Genomic DNA, 15,948 nt, shown 5'->3' with positions numbered 1-15,948 from the left:
ATGACCGCTTCATCCGCAAACCCTTTACGCAATCTTCCGTCGGTCGACCAGGTGCTGAGGACCCCGCTGGCGGTGGCCGCAATCGAGCGCTTCGGGCGGCAGGCCGCGACGGAGGCCATTCGCCGAGCCGTCGCCGATGCGCGAATGGCCTCCCGCAATGCTGGAGCGATCGTGCCGGAGGCAAACGATCTTGCCGGCGACGCACTCTTGCAGCTCAAGGATGGCGAACGACCTTCCCTGCGCCCCGTTTTCAACCTGACCGGAACGGTGCTGCATACCAATCTCGGACGTGCCCTCCTTGCGAAGGAGGCGGTCGATGCTGTTCGGCTGGCAATGAGCGAAGCGGTGGCTCTCGAATTCGATGTCGAGAACGGCGGGCGCGGCGAACGGGACGATCATCTTCGATCGCTCGTTTGCGAGCTGACCGGAGCCGAGGATGCAACCGTCGTCAACAACAACGCGGCCGCCGTTCTTCTCGTCCTCAACACGCTGGCGCTCGGTCGCGAAGCGATCGTTTCGCGGGGCGAGTTGATCGAGATCGGCGGCTCTTTCCGGATGCCCGAGATCATGACGCGCGCCGGCGCCAGGCTTGTCGAGGTCGGCACCACCAACCGCACGCATCGCAAAGACTATGTCGCGGCGATCGGCCCGGAGACCGGGCTCATCCTCAAGGTGCACACATCGAACTACCGGGTCGAAGGATTCACGGCCGAGATCCGGGCACCCGAGCTCGCTTCAATCGCCAAGGTGCATGGAATACCGCTGGTCCATGATCTCGGTTCGGGCACGCTGGTCGATCTAGCCCGCTACGGCCTTCGGCGCGAGCCGACCGTGCGCGAGGCGGTCGCCGACGGCGCCGATCTCGTCACATTCTCCGGCGACAAGCTGCTCGGCGGTCCGCAGGCGGGTTTCATCGTCGGCTGCAGGGACCTGCTCGCAGCGATCCGCCGCAACCCGATGAAGCGGGCGCTCAGGGTCGACAAGCTTCGTTTGGCCGCGCTCGAAGCGACGTTGAAGCTCTACCGCGACCCAGACCGCTTGGCCGAGCGCCTGCCGACGCTAAGGCTGCTCTCGCGCTCGGTGAGGGAGATTGCAGCGCAGGCAAAGCGCCTTGCTCCCCTGGTTGCTGACGCCGTGGGCGAAGCCTTTGCGGTCGACACGGTGGAGTGCCGGAGCCAAGTCGGATCCGGCGCGCTGCCGCTCGAAACTGTGCCAAGCGCCGGGCTTGCACTCAAGCCGCGCTCAGGGAGCGGCCGGGCGCTCGAAGCGCTTGCGGCTGCGCTGCGTGGGCTGGGCGTCCCCGTGATCGGGCGCATCGAAAACCAGGCGCTCGTGCTCGATTTGCGCTGTCTGGAAGACGAGGCGAACTTCATCGCCAATCTTGCCGGCTTAAATCCGGGAGGAACCGATGCGCTGGCTTGATCGCCTTGCGCGCCGCCCAGCCGAGACGCCTGTGGCCGCACGCATGACCGAGGCCCTCGAAGCCGCGCGGCGAGGCGACCATGCCGTGGCTCTCTCCATATGGGAGCCGCTCGCTCACCGGGGCGTTGCCCGCGCTCAGAACAATATCGGCGCCTGCTTCGCCGAAGGGCTCGGCGTCAAGCGTGATGCGGAAATGGCCTTTCGCTGGCTGGCGCTCGCCGCCGAGGCAGGGGATCCTGTCGGGCAAAGAAATTTGGCGTCGCTTTATTTCCGCGGCGAAGGCGTCGAGCAGGACTTTCGCCGGGCGGCCGAGCTCTATCGGGCCGCAGCGGAAACTGGCGACGGACCGGCGCAGGATATGCTGAGCTGGATGCTGCTGGAGGGCGAAGTGATGCTTCCCGATGTCGGCGAGGCGCGACGCTGGGCGCTTGCCGCGGCCGATCAAGGCATCGCATCCGCGATGACCCGGATCGGCATGCTTTATCACAATGCGCTCGGCGTGCCGCGCGATCCCCACGAGGCTGTCCGCTGGTGGCGCCGTGCTGCCATGCGAGGAGACGCGGAAGGGCAGGCAATGCTCGGTGCCGCCTGCCATCTTGGCACGGGCGTGCCGGCTGACGCGGTCGAGGCGCTGGTTTGGCTCCTGCGTGCCCAGGCAGGCGGCAGCGCCCTTGCCGGCCGCTATCTGGCTGCGGTGCGGGCCGAATTGAGCGCGGGCGATGCCGCCGAGGCCGAGCGTCGCGCCGCCGCGCCGTGGCCGGAGGCCGCATCATCATGATCGTTGGCACGGCGGGACATGTCGACCATGGCAAAACTGCGCTGGTGTATGCGCTGACCGGTATCGACACCGATCGTTTGCAGGAGGAAAAGACACGCGGCATGACGATCGATCTCGGCTTCGCCTATTTGCCGGTGCCGGGTGGGGATAGCATCGGTTTCGTCGATGTTCCCGGGCACGAGCGTTTCGTACACACGATGCTCGCCGGCGCCAGCGGCATCGACTTCGTGTTGCTGGTGGTGGCCGCCGATGACGGCGTCATGCCGCAAACTCGGGAGCATCTCGCCATCATCGATCTGCTCGGTGTCAAGCGCGGCGCCGTCCTGCTCACGAAATGCGATCTGGCCGGTCCCGAGCGCCGCACTGCGGTGGCGAACGATATCCGCTCGGTGCTTGCCGGGACGATGCTTGCCGAGGCCCACCTGATTCCCGTCTCGGTCCTTACGGGCGAAGGTATCGATGAACTCAGGTATCTCTTGTTCGAGGAGGCGTCGCATCTTGCCCGGCGTACAGATTCGGGCCGTTTTCGATTACCGGTGGACCGCTCGTTCACGCTGCGCGGCGTGGGCACCGTCGTGACGGGCACCGTGCTTTCGGGTTCTCTCGGTATTGGGGACAACGTGGTCGTAAGCCCCTCGGGATTGCTTGCGCGAGTTCGATCGATCCACGCCCAGAACCGGCCGGCCGAACGTAGTCGGGTGGGAGACCGGTGTGCGCTCAATCTGACCGGCGAAAGGGTTTTCAAGGAGGCGATCCGGCGCGGCGACGTGATTGTCGATCCGGAGCTTCACGCGCCGTCGGGCCGGATCGACGCAAGCCTTCGCGTTCTGCCGGGGGAACGCAAGCCGATCGGCCAATGGTTTCCGGTGCGGCTCCACCATGCCGCGACGGAGGTCGGGGCACGCATCGTACTCCTCGGAGACGAACCGATCGGGCCTGGCGGCACGGCCAATGTTCAATTGGTGCTGGACAGTCCGATCGCGGCCGCTGCCGGCGACGTTTACGTGGTGCGGGACACCTCCGCGCAGCGAACCATCGGCGGCGGACATTTTCTCGATCTGCGGGCGCCCAGCCGCAAACGCCGCGCGCCGGAACGGCTGATCCAACTCGATGCCCATGCGCTATTGGCGCCCGAACTGGCCGCCGCCGCACTCCTTGATGCGCCGCCCCACTATTTCGACCTGAAGGCTTTTGCGCGCGACAGGGCGCTTAGTGACTGCGAGACGGAAGGCCTGATCGATCAACTCGGGCTTGTCCGTTTTACCGTTGGAGAAATGCTTCTCGTGCTGTCGCCGGAGCGCTGGTTGCGATTTAAGCGCGACTTGGCCGCGACCCTGGGGACCTTCCATGCCGACAATCCGGATTTGCCCGGCGTAGGAATGGAGAGACTGCGTATTGGGCTTGATCCACGTCTGCCGGCCTCCTCTTTCATAGCAGTTCTGCGGAGCCTTTCGCACGCTGGAGAAGTTGCCTTGGACGGCGCCTGGGTGCGACTACCCGGTCATGAGGCGCACTTGACGGCAAAGGATGAAAATCTCTGGCTACAGATCCAGCCTCTCATTGGCGGACCCGAACGATTCCATCCGCCGAGGGTGTGGGATATTGCCGAGGTGCTGGGCTCGCCGGACACCGAAATCCGCCGGCTTCTGAAGCTTGCCGGCCGCATGGGGAAGGTCCACGAGGTCGCTCATGACGACTTCTTCCAGCGCGAGGCATTGGCGCAAATCGTCGAGATCGCGCGCGACCTCGCTGCGTCGATGCCCACAGGGCAGTTCACCGCTGCTCAATTTCGCGATCGCGTGGGCAGCGGACGCAAGGTCGCCATCCATATCCTCGAATTTCTCGATCGGCACGGCGTGACGCTGCGGCAGGGAGACTTGCGCCGTCTGAACAGGCGCAGGCTGGACCTGTTCCGCCTGACAGGCGAGGGTGAGCCGCCGATGGCGCAAATTTCTGGAGGAGCATCGTCCCCGGTGGGGCGTCCGGACTTCAAATCCGGGAGGGGCCGCGAGTCGGTCTCTGGTGGGTTCGACTCCCACTCTCTTCCGCCATCCTAGTGAGCCAAGATGAACCCGACGGCTTCCTTTCTGAATGACCTGAAAACGACGGCTGAGACCGCCAGGACAACCGAGGCAAGCTTCAGGCGACAAGCGGCCAATCAGATCGCGGTTCTGGAACAGGAGCGCGCTTTCGCCTTCAGGCGGCTCAACCTCATGCAGGATATCTCCGACGCCGTGGCCTCGGCCGAAAGTGAGGAGATCGCTGTGGCCAGCGCTTTGGCCGTCTTGCGCTTGCGGCTCGGCTGGAATGCGGACAGCGAGGCGCGCACGGAAGCGATCACGCATTTTGGCCCGGTTGCGCTTGCGTTGTTCCAGGCCGCGAAGTTGCCCGACGTCGAACCCGCCACCAATATCGGCGAGGCCCTTGCGATTTTTGAGCATTGGTACTCCGAATCCCAGGGATCGCCGTTCTGGGCGCTGTTCGAGCACCAGATCGTTGACACGCCGCTGGTCGACTTTTGACCGACGGACTTTTCGGCATACCCGGATGTGGAAGCAGAGAGCGCAACGTCGCTTTACCGACAAGATACGGTAACTGGCGCCTCGGCCACCGCCGTAAGCAACTGCTTTGGGCGCGGATGCCGGAAGGCGTTCACTCCCATGACAGACGCGGCGTAGTGCGGTCGCGTGGCCAAACGGCCATGCCGGTGGCGAAGGACATCGGCCGCTTCCAGCTATATCAGCATGAGAGCGGCGTACTGCATGGTCAGATCGAAGCCTCTACCCGAAGCCAGGGCGAGCGATACCGCCGCCGCCGGACCGCCCAGCGGCAAGCGCGTCTATGATACGGCCCCAGACACCAGCCCGACGCCACCTAACGAAGTGGTTGTAGCAAGTGGCAATATCCCGCTCCTTGGGTGATGAGCACAGTTACATATATAGAAGCATAACCAATATCCTCACAGAACCCCTTGAGGGGGCTGCGCTGGATAAAGGTAGGCAGCGGGGGAATTCGCGTCGGATTCGCCGATAAACAGATAGCTTCAGAACGCGGCTATCAGCGTAGCTCCGTTATGCTCACCAGCGCGTCCCAATGACAGCCGGGCGGATGCCGGCAGTGCCGCCGACGCTATCCCTTGATCGCCGAACCGACGATCGAATCCACGAAGAAGCGCTGCAGGAAAACGAACAGCACCAATGGAGGCAGCACAGCAAGTGTGGCGCCGGCCATCACCAGTCCAGTATTGAGGGCGCCTCTGTTTTAGCTGAGCAGGCGGCTGAGGCTGATGACGATCGGATAGTCGTGTGCATTACCCTGTAGAACCGTCAGCGGCCAGAGATAGCTGTTCCAATGATAGACGAAGGCAAACAGCGCCAATGCTGCGATCGCGGGCGCCACGCTCGGCGCGACGATCTTGAACAGGATCACAAGTTCCGACGCCCCATCCATCCGTGCCGCGTCGATCAAATCGTCCGGCACGCCGGCGATGAACTGGCGCATCAGAAAGATGCCGAAGGCATTGGCGAGGTTGGGCACGATGATGCCGGCAAGGCTGGCATTCAGGCCGATCGATCCGACGAGCCGGTACAACGGGATCAGCGTGACGATCGGCGGCAGAAACATGGTGGCGATCAGCACGGAAAACAGCAGCGAGCGACCGGGAAAGTGGTGCTTGGCGAAGGCGTAGCCAGCCATCATGCTGGTGACCAGAATGCCTGCGGTGGTGATCGAGGCGATCACCAGCGAATTCCACATCGAGCGGCCGACATTGATGACGCCGGAGACTTTCTCATAGGCTTCGAGGCTCGGCGTGCGCGGTATCCACACCGGCGGCACCTGCATGGTTTCGGCCGGCGTCTTCAGGCTGGAGAGTACCATCCACAAGAGCGGGAAGGCGGAGGCCACGGCAACCAGCAGCATCAGCGTGGCGAGCAGGGCTCTGCGGCCCGCCAGGCGTTTGCGCGCCCACAGGCTCGATCCTGAGCGGCCCCGCGCGCTCATTGGTCATCCTTCCGGTTGGCAAATGCAAACAGCGCGCACACAACGACGATCAGCGCCAACATCAGCATCACCGCCATGGCCGAGCCCAATCCGCCTTGCGCGCGCTCGATGCCGACACGGCGGATGTGATAGGTCAGCACGTTGGTCGAGCCGACCGGCCCGCCTTGGGTGATCAGCGCGACCGGCTCGAATACCTGCACGGCGTTGATGATGGCGATGACGGCGCTGAACAGAAGCGTGCGCCGCAGTAGTGGCAAGGTGATGAAGCGGAACTGTTCGCGCCGGTTGGCGCCGTCCAGAGTCGCCGCCTCATAAAGACTGCCCGGGATCTGGGTCAGCCCGGCAACCGCCAGCACCGTAAAATAGCCGATCTGCTGCCAGACATTGAGCACGACGATCGAGATCAACGCCGATCTTGGCGAGGACAGCCACGGTTGCGGGCCGATACCGGCCAGGCCGAGTATCTGGTTGAGGGGCCCTTCGCTCGGCGAATAAAGCTTCGACCAGACCAGCGTCACGGCGATCATCGGCACCATGTAGGTGGAAAACAACACGGTCCGCAGCGCCGCGCCGCCTGCGACATCGCTCTGGTGGACCAACAAGCCGAACACTACCGAAAGGGGCAGGATGAGCATCATCGACAATGCCGTGTAGATCGCCGTGTTGAGCAGTGCTCGCTTGAAATCCCGCCCGACCGAGGTCGGTCCGAATATTTCGCGAAAATTGTCGAAGCCGATGAAGCTCGCACTGGAAAAAGGTGTTTGCGTCGACCAGTCCTGGAATGACAGCCAGATGGTGAGCAGCATCGGCAGCAGGATGAAAACGCCGATCAATGTCACGGCGGGCGCCAGCATGATGCCCGCCGAGGCACGATAGGTCTTGATCATCGCTCTGCTTCCAAAGCGTCGGGCTCACGAAACGGCGCCTTCGCTATTTGGCGGCACGCTCCAGGATCGAGACGGCATCGGCCTGCGCGTTCGCCTGCGCATCCTTGGCCGAGAGCTGCCCATACTGCAACGCCTCGAGCGTCTGCTGGAGCGATTCGCTGAACTCCTGCCCTCCCGGGACGACAGGGAAGGGCTTGGCGTCGGCAAGCACGCTGACATAGCCGGACAGGAACTCGGAACCGAGCTTGTCCTTGTGGGCTTCGATGTCGGAGGTCCGCGTCGGCAGGATGCCCATCGACATCAGAATATCCGACATTGCCGAGGCGCCGTTCTTGCCGGACTTCGGACTGTTCAGCCATGCCAGGAAATCCCATGCCGCTTTTTGCTCGGCCTGACCGGCATTGGCGTTGACGACGGTCATCCACGAATAAGAGATCGAGTGCGGTTTGTCGCCGCTCGGGCCGACCGGGATGGGTGCGGTGGCGATATTGGAGAACTTGTCGCCCATGCCGCTCTTCAATGCGCTTTCCCACCAGTTGGCCATGATGATCATGCCGGTCTTGCCGGAGACGAAATTGTCTAGGAAGGGGCCGGTGGTGTTGGCGTCGGCGGTGGCCATCGCCGGATCGCTGGCGCCCGACTTGATCAGATCCTCGTAGAGCTGGAAAGTCTCGCCGGCTTGAGGACTGTTGAGCATCGGTTTGCCGTCCTTGACCAGCTCGCCGCCATTGGAGACCAGCAGCGAGGCGAACGGGTGGACGACGCCAGCCGCCCAGGAGTTGATCATGCCGAAACCTTGCTGGCCGGCGTCTTTCCGGGTCAGCTTCTGGGCGGCATCCTTCAATTCGGACCAGGTCTTCGGTGCGGCCGTAATGCCGGCCTGCTTAAACAGCTCCTTGTTGTAGTTCAACGCATAGACGTCGATCTCGTTTGGAATGCCGTAGAGCGTGCCGCCGACAGAGGCCGCACTGACGACACCGGCCGGCCACGCACTCTTGACCTCGCCGGCAACCGTATCGGGGGCCGGCGCGACCAGCTTGTCTCGCGCCAGTTCGGGCAGCCACAAATCGTAGATGCCGCCGATCGTCGGCCCATCGGAACTGCCGCCCTGGGAACGCAGTGTCGTCAGGAGGTCGCCGAAGGGGACGGCGCGGATGGTGACGGTCACATCCGGATTGCTCTTGGCGTAGTCCTTGGCCGCGGCGTCCAGCAAAGCGACCGTTTCGGGCGACCAGTGGGTCAGATAGGAGATGCTGACCGATTGCGCCCATCCAGCGGTGGGCGAGGCTAGTAGCCCTGCAGCCAATGCCAGTTTCGAAATCCAAGCCAAAGACATCCGGGATCCTCCGCGTAGGCGCACAGCGATATGAACGACGTTATGACAACTTGAAGCAACGATGCAAGGGCTATCTTCGCGGAGAGTTCCTGGCCGGCGCCGTGGGAGATTTCTTATCTGGCCTGTGAGGGAGAGATATGTCATTGAAAACAGATAATTAGCTGCGATAGCTAGGGTTGTTTATCACTGCCGGAAATGCCCAAACGTGCCGCAAGAGCTCTTGCGAACAAAGTCATGTCGTTATAATGACACTTACCCCGCCGCAAAGGAAGCCGATGTCGAATGAGAGACGGATCATGGTTCATCGACGCGCTGCGCCCAGCCTGATCGGCGGCTTCGCCGTCGCGTGCACCGGGGTCTGTATCGCACTGCCGACCAGAGCCGACGACACCGTGAGGAACTGGCGCGCCGAGGACCGGGCGGCTGCCAATCGGAGCCGCTCTCGATGACACGCGTTCTGGCCATCGATCTTGGCGGCACCAATTTGCGCGCCGCAATCCATACCGGCGATGTTCGCTGGCTGGAGATGCTCAGCCGCGAGCCTGCGCCGGCAAGCCTTGATGCCTTCGTCGCCCGTATCGGCGCGTTGCGCGCCGAGGCCGGTCCGGTCGACGCCCTTGGCCTGGCGGTGCCGGGGCTTGTCGAAGGCTCGGTCTGTCACTGGGTTCCGAACCTGTCCTATCTCGACGGTGTCGACATCGCGGCGTTGTTTCCTCGTCTGCGCTTGTCCGTTGGCAATGACGCACAGATGGCCATGCTGGCCGAAGCGGTCGAAGGTGCTGCAAAGGGCCTGTCCGATGCCATCCTGCTGGCAATCGGCACCGGCATCGGCTCCGCCGTTCTGGCCAATAATCGCATCGTCGCCGGCGCACGTGGCGGCGCCTGCTCATTCGGCTGGGCCTGCGCCGACATCGAGGATGAAGGCGAGGACCGCAGCGGCTGGCTGGAGCGCTTCGCTTCCGGGCGGGCGTTCGACGCCGCGGCGCGCCAGATCGGGCTGGCCAATGGCGGCAGGCTGGTCGAGGCCGCCCGGGCCGGCAAGACGGCCGCCCTTGACGCATTGGAGTTGCCGGCGCGCCGGCTGGGCACCGCCCTTGCGAGTGCGGTCGCGCTGCTCGATCCCCAGGCAGTCCTGATTTCCGGCGGCCTTGCCGATGCGCTGGACGTGGTAGGGCCGCCGCTGCTTGCGGCATTGCGGCGTCAGCTGCCGCCGCATCTGCGCGGCGTCGTTCTGCGGTCCGGCGAATTCGGTTCCCGCGCCGGTCTCGTCGGCGCCTCGCTGGCCGGTCTCGCCGGAGCACAGTGGAGGCAGATAAGATGAGCGAGCCGAGCTTTCAGCAACCGGACCGCAAAAGGCCCGAGCCGCTCTGGTATCAGGTGGAAGAGGCCATCCGCGCCATCGTCAAGAGTGGCGAGTGGGCGACCGGCGACCAGATTCCGGCCGAAGACAGACTGTGCGCCCTGTTCGGGGTGAGCCGCATCACGCTGCGCCACGCGCTGCGCAATCTGGAGGAGCACGGGCTGCTCAGGCGCGAACATGGCCGTGGCACCTTCGTGCGCTCCACCACGCTGGTCGCCGGCACCCGCGAACTGACCAGCTTCACGCAGGAAATGGGCAATATGGGCGTGGTCGCGGGCTCGCGCTTGCTCGACTGCAGCCTGACCACCGCCAATGCCGCCGCGGCCGGAGCGCTGGAGATCGAGGAAGGCGACCCGGTGGTGCGCGTCCGCCGGCTCAGGCTCGGCAACAACGAGCCGATCGGTATCCAGACGGCGCAGCTCTCGGCCGCGCGCGTGCCCGGCTTTCTCGATGCCGGCCTGCTGCAGGGCTCGCTCTACGAAGCGCTGGAGCGCCATTACGGCATCGTGCCGGTCGCGGCACGCGAAAACTACCGTGTCGGTGCGGTCGGGGCGGCGGATGCCGAGTTGCTCGATCTGCCCGCGGGGAGTCCCGCTTTCGTGGTCGAGCGCATCACCACCGACGAGCGCGGCCCGTTCGAATTCACCGTCTCGGTCATGCGTGGCGACCGCTACGAAATCCGCTCGACGCTGCGTGCCGGTCGCGCCGCGCCAACCGCAAGAAGCTGAGCCATACCCAAGCCGACCCATAACAGGAGTACCGACGTGTCCGATCTTTACATACCTCGCCTTGCCGCCCTCATCGAACAGGCCTCGAAAGCCAATGCCGAAGCTTTTGGTGAGGCGGCCAGCCGCTTTGCCGACACACTCGAGAGCGGTGGCTTGGTTCATCTCTACGGCTCTGGCCACTCGGTGTTGCCGGTTCAGGAAGTGTTTCCGCGCTACGGCAGCTATGTCGGCTTCAATCCGCTGACCGACCCGCGTGTCATGTGGCATAATGTGCTCGGCGCCGGCGGCGTGCGCGAACTTCTGTGGCTGGAGCGGACCGAGAAATACGCCGAGAAATTCCTAGATCACCAGCCGCTCAACAAAGGCGATTCGATCATCATCTTCGGCCACAGCGGCCGCAATTCGTCCGGCATCGACACCGCGCTTTACGCGAAAAAACGCGGCATCTTTGTCGTTGCGGTGACCAGCAAGAACAATCTCGACAAGCCGGCGACGCACTCTTCCGGCAAGCGGCTTGCCGATGCCGCCGACCTTGTCATCGACACCTGCTCGCCGATCGAGGATGCCATCGTGCCGGTCGAGGGCTGGAGCCGGCCGGTCTCCGGTTCGTCGACCGTGCTTGCCATGATCCTGGCGCATGAGTTGATCGCCCGCACCGCCGAGGCGCTTTCGAAGCGCGGCATCGAGCTGCCGGTTTTTGCCTCGCCGACGATTGCCGGCGTCACACTGCACGACACCGACGTCATCTATGGCGTCTATCGCGAGAAAATGCTCGAGGCGCAGAAGAAGCACCTGCCCACCTTCCAGGCGACCATGCGCGGCGAATAACCGGGGAGGGCACGCAAATTTGCGAGGCCTTCCGAAGGGCGTAGTCAGGTCACGAGGCGGCGACACCCCCGCGCACCGCTGGAGCCGATCAGTTTCGGAGTGCAGGATCAGGAGGAGCTGTTTTTGGGGACAGCGGTGAACCGTCGACCAGGTCTGGGCCGCCAGATTGCCCGCCATTCTGAATCGCTTGTTCGCGGCTCGTATCATGGTGCAGCTCCGGAACGGTGAAAACCGGCACCTCACCCTTGAAACCCTGGAGCTCAAAGGCGCCCGCCTGGACGACTGGCATCGATGCTCCCTTCGCAAAGCCGGGACCAAGCACCAGGGGGATGCGCAGCTTCTTGGTCGTCGATTCGAGCCGTGCCGTGCGGTTCACCGGCGAGCCGATCGCGGTGTAGTCGAAGCGCCGCTCGGAGCCGAAATTGCCTACCGAGCAGATGCCGGTCTCGATGGCGACGCCGATTGCGATAGAGGGGTGGCCGTCGGCGGTGAAAGCAGCGTCTTCGCGCTTTACCCGTTCTATCAGGGCTAGCCCCGCGTCGAGCGCGCGCTCGCGATGATCCGGCTGATCAAGCGGCGCGTTCCAGAAGGCCAGCACGGCATCGCCCATAAATTTGTCGATGGTGCCGTCGCGCTTGAGGATCTCATCGGTCGCAATGCCGAGGAAGTGGTTGACCACCTTTGCGATTTCCTGGGTATCGAGTTGTTCGCTCATCGTCGTGAAGCCGCGTATGTCGCTGAGCAGGATTGTGATCTCGCGCTTCTCGCCGGACAGGATGGCTTCGGTGTCCGAGCTTGCGAGGCGCTGCACCACGGAAGGCGACAGATACTGGGAGAACTGCCGTGCCAGGGTGGACCGGCGCTGCTCGCTGCGCCTGTAGAGGACATAGCCTTCGAAGCTGGCTACCAGGATCGTCGCAAGCGCCGGCTGCAGCGGGTCATAGAGTGTACCCTGCATATTATATTCGAGAGCACCGAACACGAACGGCGTGACGGCCAGCAGCGCGAGAGCCAGGGCACCAAGCACGACACGTTCGGCGAGCATTCCGGAAAGCCCGATGAACATGATGGCAGTGAGGACAAACCAGAGCCGCTCCACCGTGCGCGCGTGCATTGGCTCCGCCAGGTAGCGCCCGGCAAGCAACTGGCCGATTGCATCGGCGTGGATGTCCGCGCCTGGTCGCGCTGGACGTGTCGGGGTGGGCAGGTACTGCGTCAGTCCCACGGCCGACAGATCCACAATGACAATGGCATCCCGCAGCCGCTGATCGCTGTCGCCCGAAAGGATAGTGCTGGCAGATATGCGTGGCGTATCGGTGCTGGTTTCCCAAAGGCGGATGGTCCCCTCTGGCTCGAGCGGCACGATGGCGCCGGCCATCCTGAGCGCGTCGAACCCGGCGGCATTCAGGCGGGCTATGTAGCCGTCCTGTCCGGCATAAAGGCGCAGGAGTTCGAGTGCGAAGGACGGCCACAGCTGCACGCCTTGAGCGGTGTTGCGAAGCCAAAGCAGCGGCACATGGCGCAGTACGCCGTCTGGATCTGGCAGGGTGCGAATGACGCCGAGGCCCGCGGCCGCGTTCGAGAATTGGGCAAGCGAGCCGGTCAGGCCGGTGAAGCCGGGAAGTGTGTCGGGTACCTGCCCGACGATCGACCAGCCGGCTTTGGGCTCTGCTTCTGAAACTGTCGCCTCGTTGCCCAGGCTGACGGCAAGCGCCGTTCGGTTTTTGGCCAGCGCCGCTGCCAGGCGCTTGTCTCCGGCGATGCCCTCAGGCGAGGTGTCGGCCTCGGGCAGCACCAGCGCAAGCCCGATCACCGCGGCGCCGGATGTGGTGATGCCATCGACCAGATCGGCCAGGAGGCCACGGTTCCAGGGCCATCGCCCATGTGCCTTGAGGCTGGCGTCGTCTATCGAGACGATCACGACAGGATTGCTCGTCGCTTGGCGCGGGGCGAGAAACTGGTAGAAGTCGTATGTGCGTTCGCGGAGGCGCGACAGCGGCCCGTCGAAAGCCAAATGGCAAGCGAGCAGCAGGAGCACGACCGCAAGACCGGATATTTTGCGCCTGCCAGCTTGCCGCCAATCAGCCCAGCGCCAACCGACCAAGAGGCTCATGTCGTGCGGCCAGGCCTAATTGCAGTAGTAGCAGCAACCTTCACCCTCACACTCGCCATCATCCTTCACCCCGCCGCCCACAGGTGGCGTTAGGCTGTCGGGGAACTCCATGACCACTCCCGGTAATGCGCCGTCGGTGGACTCGCAGACTTTGAGCGAGCCGCCGAGTGCCGACGCACAAATCGCGCTTACATCCAGTCCAGGACCCGGTGCGCCTGGCAGGCCGGTGCCGGCTATCCGGTCGATGCTGTCCAATATCGGGAATGTGTCGATGCCGCCGTAGCCGGTCAGCAGCTTGCCATCGTCCGATGTGCAGGCGTAGCCCGGGTTTGTGATGACCAGCCGTTTGCCATTGATCGTGCAGGTCATGCGGCCGGCGCGCAGTATGCCGACGGTCTGGCCGGCTGCCACCAGCACTTCGATGATGCCGCCTCTGGCGCCGAGCACCATATGCGGCGTCGCAACCTGCATGACGCCGCCTTTCGAAACCTGGCCGCCATAAAAACGGGCCAGGCCGCTGTTCATCCCGATGTCGATTTTTCCAGATACGGAGCCCGGATTGTAGACGAATTCATCGATCGTCAGGCTGGTGTTCGGACCAATCTTGGCGCTCGATTCGTCCCGGAACACCAGCATTCCAAGACCGGTGGGATCGCTGCGCAACTGATCGCCGAGTTCCACGCCGGCACCGACGTTCATTGTCCCGCCGTTGTTGCGGACGATGTTGGTCTGGTAGGCCGTCATCGACCCGATCGTTTCAGCGGCGGATGGTGCCGCGAAGGCAAGGCAGGCGACAAAAATGGCGATCTGACGGTACGGGGTCCTCATCGCGGCCTCTTTCAATTGAGCGTCAACGTGTAGCTCATGAGCATTTCGAACGATTTCCGGTCGCGGTTGGCGATGTCGAAGTTGGTTTCGCGATAGGCGAGATCGACGCTGATCTTCTGCGACTCCGTCAGCTGAAAATCGCTTTCCGAGGCAATGCGCCAGAAGTCGCTCTTGATATTTGTGCCGATGCCAACGGACAGATCGGGAGTGTTGCTGTGGCCGGCCGAGAACGCGACCTGGTGCGACCATGCGAAAAGATCCGGTACGGTCATCAACAGGCCGCCATAGCGGATCTCGCCCGTGTAGCTGTGGCCGATTTCGCCAGATCCGGAGGCGAAGTCATTTGACCCGACAAAGCGCAGTCCGAGCGCCTGGCCATTGCGGAAGCGGTAGCTGCCGCCTGCCTCATAGAAAACCCTGCTATCGGCGAAAATGCCTTGCGAGGCGCTTAGATCGATGTAGCCGCCGCCTGCAAAAAGCGTCGTCTCGACCGTCGGGCGCACAAGAAAGCGTCCACTGAGGCCGATGCCGGTTTCTTGGATATCGCTGTCGAAACGATCTGTAAAAGTAAACGCCGAAAGCAGCAGGCGCAGCGAATCGATCCCACTATTGGGCAGCCCCTTGTCCCAGGTGATAGCGGCGTTGCCGTGGACGAAAGTCTCCTTGCTACCCGGAACCGACAGGTCTTCCGTGAAAAAGCGCTGTGTCGCAGTCAACGACCCCGAAAGGACCAGGGCGTCGGCGCTTGGCGTGCCGAGGTCCCATCGCACAAAGCCTTCCGCCCGCCCATAGGGCGAGACGAAGCTGTCCTCGTCCTGCGCCCCACCCGGCTCAAAATCGGTGAATGCGCTGAACACGCCGCCGGTCAGGGCGAGTTCCCAGGTGACGCCACGCAACGCGCGCTCGATGCGGGCAAGCAGGCGAGCAGCTTCCTGCTGCTCAGCCGCGGACAGCCCCCCAACCTCGATGCCGTACTGCACCTGCCGTCGGGCCAATTCATAGGAGCCGACATGATAGTACAACCGGCTGGCCGCCAGCCGGGCGCGCGCATCGCGGGGATATTTGATCAGATACTGCTCGATTGAGGAGATCGCCTGATCGTATTGTCCTGCATTGACGGCAACCGTGACGAACTGGGCGAGCGTTCCGTTGTCGGCCGGACTGGCGATGCGGGCTGAAAACGCATCGTCATAGGCCGAAAAAAGACCCTGCGCGCCAGCCGGCAATGCGCTGCTACAAAGCAGCGCCGCGGCGCAGCCGACGATTGTTCGAAACGAAGATTGCATGCCGAGAACCACCCCAAACCCGACCAGTGCGAAGGACTTAGCACGACCACAAGAAAAAAGGCGACTGAACTTTGGCGAAATCGTCCGAGTTTTCAACAGCTGTTGCAGCCGCGCAACAAACTATCGGGTCCATTCGTATTTCGGCTGCGCTGGTTGTCAAAACATCTTCTCAGCGTTTCTGTAACAATGGAAGTATTCGTCACCAGCGGCAACTAATTCAATCATCACCAATCGTGGATCGCACACCCGACAAGATTAATATTCTCTGCGCGTATCTGGTCACCGCCCGACACATATAGCTCATCCAAAGGTCTTCCTTGGGCGTTGCGCAAGCGGTCGGAAGCTGCAGGGCCGATGCTTGTCGCAACGGCCTGTGCGAT

General features: G+C 63.3%; 12 protein-coding genes, 1 tRNA gene and 1 pseudogene. 8 read left to right on the top strand and 6 right to left on the bottom strand.

The genetic code is table 11. From position 1 onward, the window contains the following. The 5 genes and pseudogenes from selA (at position 1) to NKH78_RS08325 (ending at position 4,722) form a co-directional block, all read left to right on the top strand. Entirely contained in the window at positions 1 to 1,422 is a 1,422-nt protein-coding gene (gene selA / locus NKH78_RS08345) for an L-seryl-tRNA(Sec) selenium transferase (protein WP_352777301.1), read from the top strand. Then, positions 1,409 to 2,200 carry a tetratricopeptide repeat protein gene (locus tag NKH78_RS08340; protein ID WP_352777303.1) on the top strand — a complete coding sequence of 264 codons (792 nt, stop codon included), beginning with the start codon at positions 1,409 to 1,411 and terminating at the stop codon, positions 2,198 to 2,200. Before selA ends, NKH78_RS08340 begins: the two co-directional genes overlap by 14 nt. Beyond that, positions 2,197 to 4,032, top strand: a pseudogene (gene selB, locus NKH78_RS08335) (selenocysteine-specific translation elongation factor); the annotation flags it as partial. The gene NKH78_RS08340 and the pseudogene selB, both read left to right, overlap by 4 nt. 123 nt (positions 4,033 to 4,155) lie before the next feature. Beyond that, positions 4,156 to 4,251 (top strand) — tRNA-Sec (locus tag NKH78_RS08330). Between the two features lie 183 nt (positions 4,252 to 4,434). Beyond that, positions 4,435 to 4,722: a hypothetical protein gene (locus NKH78_RS08325; protein WP_352777306.1), complete on the top strand. Its 288-nt coding sequence runs from the start codon at positions 4,435 to 4,437 to the stop codon at positions 4,720 to 4,722. 739 nt (positions 4,723 to 5,461) lie between these two features. Here NKH78_RS08325 and NKH78_RS08320 read toward each other — a convergent pair. From NKH78_RS08320 to NKH78_RS08310, 3 genes are read right to left on the bottom strand one after another with little or no spacing between them, the layout of a single operon-like run. Further along, a complete protein-coding gene (locus NKH78_RS08320) occupies positions 5,462 to 6,202 on the bottom strand; it encodes a carbohydrate ABC transporter permease (RefSeq protein ID WP_352882637.1) in 741 nt (246 codons plus the stop codon). Further along, complete coding sequence (locus NKH78_RS08315; RefSeq protein ID WP_352882635.1) at positions 6,199 to 7,089, bottom strand: carbohydrate ABC transporter permease; 891 nt, start codon at positions 7,087 to 7,089, stop codon at positions 6,199 to 6,201. The genes NKH78_RS08320 and NKH78_RS08315 overlap by 4 nt, the downstream gene beginning before the upstream one ends. Before the next feature lie 43 nt (positions 7,090 to 7,132). Then, positions 7,133 to 8,425 (bottom strand): ABC transporter substrate-binding protein, encoded by a 1,293-nt coding sequence (locus NKH78_RS08310; RefSeq protein ID WP_352701529.1) that lies wholly within the window; start codon positions 8,423 to 8,425, stop codon positions 7,133 to 7,135. 445 nt (positions 8,426 to 8,870) lie between these two features. Here NKH78_RS08310 and NKH78_RS08305 point away from each other — a divergent pair, with 445 nt between their 5' ends. The 3 genes from NKH78_RS08305 to NKH78_RS08295 are packed head-to-tail and all read left to right on the top strand — an operon-like array spanning position 8,871 to position 11,341. After that, positions 8,871 to 9,746 carry an ROK family protein gene (locus tag NKH78_RS08305; RefSeq protein WP_352777314.1) on the top strand — a complete coding sequence of 292 codons (876 nt, stop codon included), beginning with the start codon at positions 8,871 to 8,873 and terminating at the stop codon, positions 9,744 to 9,746. After that, positions 9,743 to 10,513 (top strand): GntR family transcriptional regulator, encoded by a 771-nt coding sequence (locus tag NKH78_RS08300; RefSeq protein WP_254820103.1) that lies wholly within the window; start codon positions 9,743 to 9,745, stop codon positions 10,511 to 10,513. Before NKH78_RS08305 ends, NKH78_RS08300 begins: the two co-directional genes overlap by 4 nt. A gap of 36 nt (positions 10,514 to 10,549) precedes the next feature. Next, positions 10,550 to 11,341, top strand: coding sequence for a sugar isomerase domain-containing protein (locus tag NKH78_RS08295; RefSeq protein ID WP_023678721.1), 792 nt, complete (start codon positions 10,550 to 10,552; stop codon positions 11,339 to 11,341). Positions 11,342 to 11,429: 88 nt separating this feature from the next. Here NKH78_RS08295 and NKH78_RS08290 read toward each other — a convergent pair whose 3' ends face one another. Genes NKH78_RS08290 through NKH78_RS08280 form a run of 3 tightly spaced genes read right to left on the bottom strand, consistent with a single transcriptional unit; the run spans position 11,430 to position 15,568 of the window. Further along, on the bottom strand, positions 11,430 to 13,454 hold the full coding sequence (locus tag NKH78_RS08290) for a CHASE2 domain-containing protein (RefSeq protein WP_352882632.1): 2,025 nt from the start codon (positions 13,452 to 13,454) through the stop codon (positions 11,430 to 11,432). Between the two features lie 15 nt (positions 13,455 to 13,469). After that, positions 13,470 to 14,282 (bottom strand): FecR family protein, encoded by an 813-nt coding sequence (locus NKH78_RS08285; RefSeq protein ID WP_352750934.1) that lies wholly within the window; start codon positions 14,280 to 14,282, stop codon positions 13,470 to 13,472. Positions 14,283 to 14,293: 11 nt separating this feature from the next. Next, a complete protein-coding gene (locus NKH78_RS08280; RefSeq protein ID WP_352777319.1) occupies positions 14,294 to 15,568 on the bottom strand; it encodes a tetratricopeptide repeat protein in 1,275 nt (424 codons plus the stop codon). Between the last annotated feature and the right edge of the window lie 380 nt (positions 15,569 to 15,948).

It is taken from the genome of Mesorhizobium sp. M0910 (genome assembly GCF_040319465.1).
GTDB lineage: Bacteria > Pseudomonadota > Alphaproteobacteria > Rhizobiales > Rhizobiaceae > Mesorhizobium.
Note: the sequence above shows the minus strand (reverse complement) of the source record. Positions and strands in the feature narration are given on the sequence as shown.

Coding starts and splice junctions, on each gene's coding strand:
- selA (WP_352777301.1), top strand. CDS start 1: ATGACCGCTTCATCCGCAAACCCTTTACGCAATCTTCCGTCGGTCGAC.
- NKH78_RS08340 (WP_352777303.1), top strand. CDS start 1,409: ATGCGCTGGCTTGATCGCCTTGCGCGCCGCCCAGCCGAGACGCCTGTG.
- NKH78_RS08320 (WP_352882637.1), bottom strand. CDS start 6,202: ATGAGCGCGCGGGGCCGCTCAGGATCGAGCCTGTGGGCGCGCAAACGC.
- NKH78_RS08315 (WP_352882635.1), bottom strand. CDS start 7,089: ATGATCAAGACCTATCGTGCCTCGGCGGGCATCATGCTGGCGCCCGCC.
- NKH78_RS08310 (WP_352701529.1), bottom strand. CDS start 8,425: ATGTCTTTGGCTTGGATTTCGAAACTGGCATTGGCTGCAGGGCTACTA.
- NKH78_RS08305 (WP_352777314.1), top strand. CDS start 8,871: ATGACACGCGTTCTGGCCATCGATCTTGGCGGCACCAATTTGCGCGCC.
- NKH78_RS08300 (WP_254820103.1), top strand. CDS start 9,743: ATGAGCGAGCCGAGCTTTCAGCAACCGGACCGCAAAAGGCCCGAGCCG.
- NKH78_RS08290 (WP_352882632.1), bottom strand. CDS start 13,454: ATGAGCCTCTTGGTCGGTTGGCGCTGGGCTGATTGGCGGCAAGCTGGC.
- NKH78_RS08285 (WP_352750934.1), bottom strand. CDS start 14,282: ATGAGGACCCCGTACCGTCAGATCGCCATTTTTGTCGCCTGCCTTGCC.
- NKH78_RS08280 (WP_352777319.1), bottom strand. CDS start 15,568: ATGCAATCTTCGTTTCGAACAATCGTCGGCTGCGCCGCGGCGCTGCTT.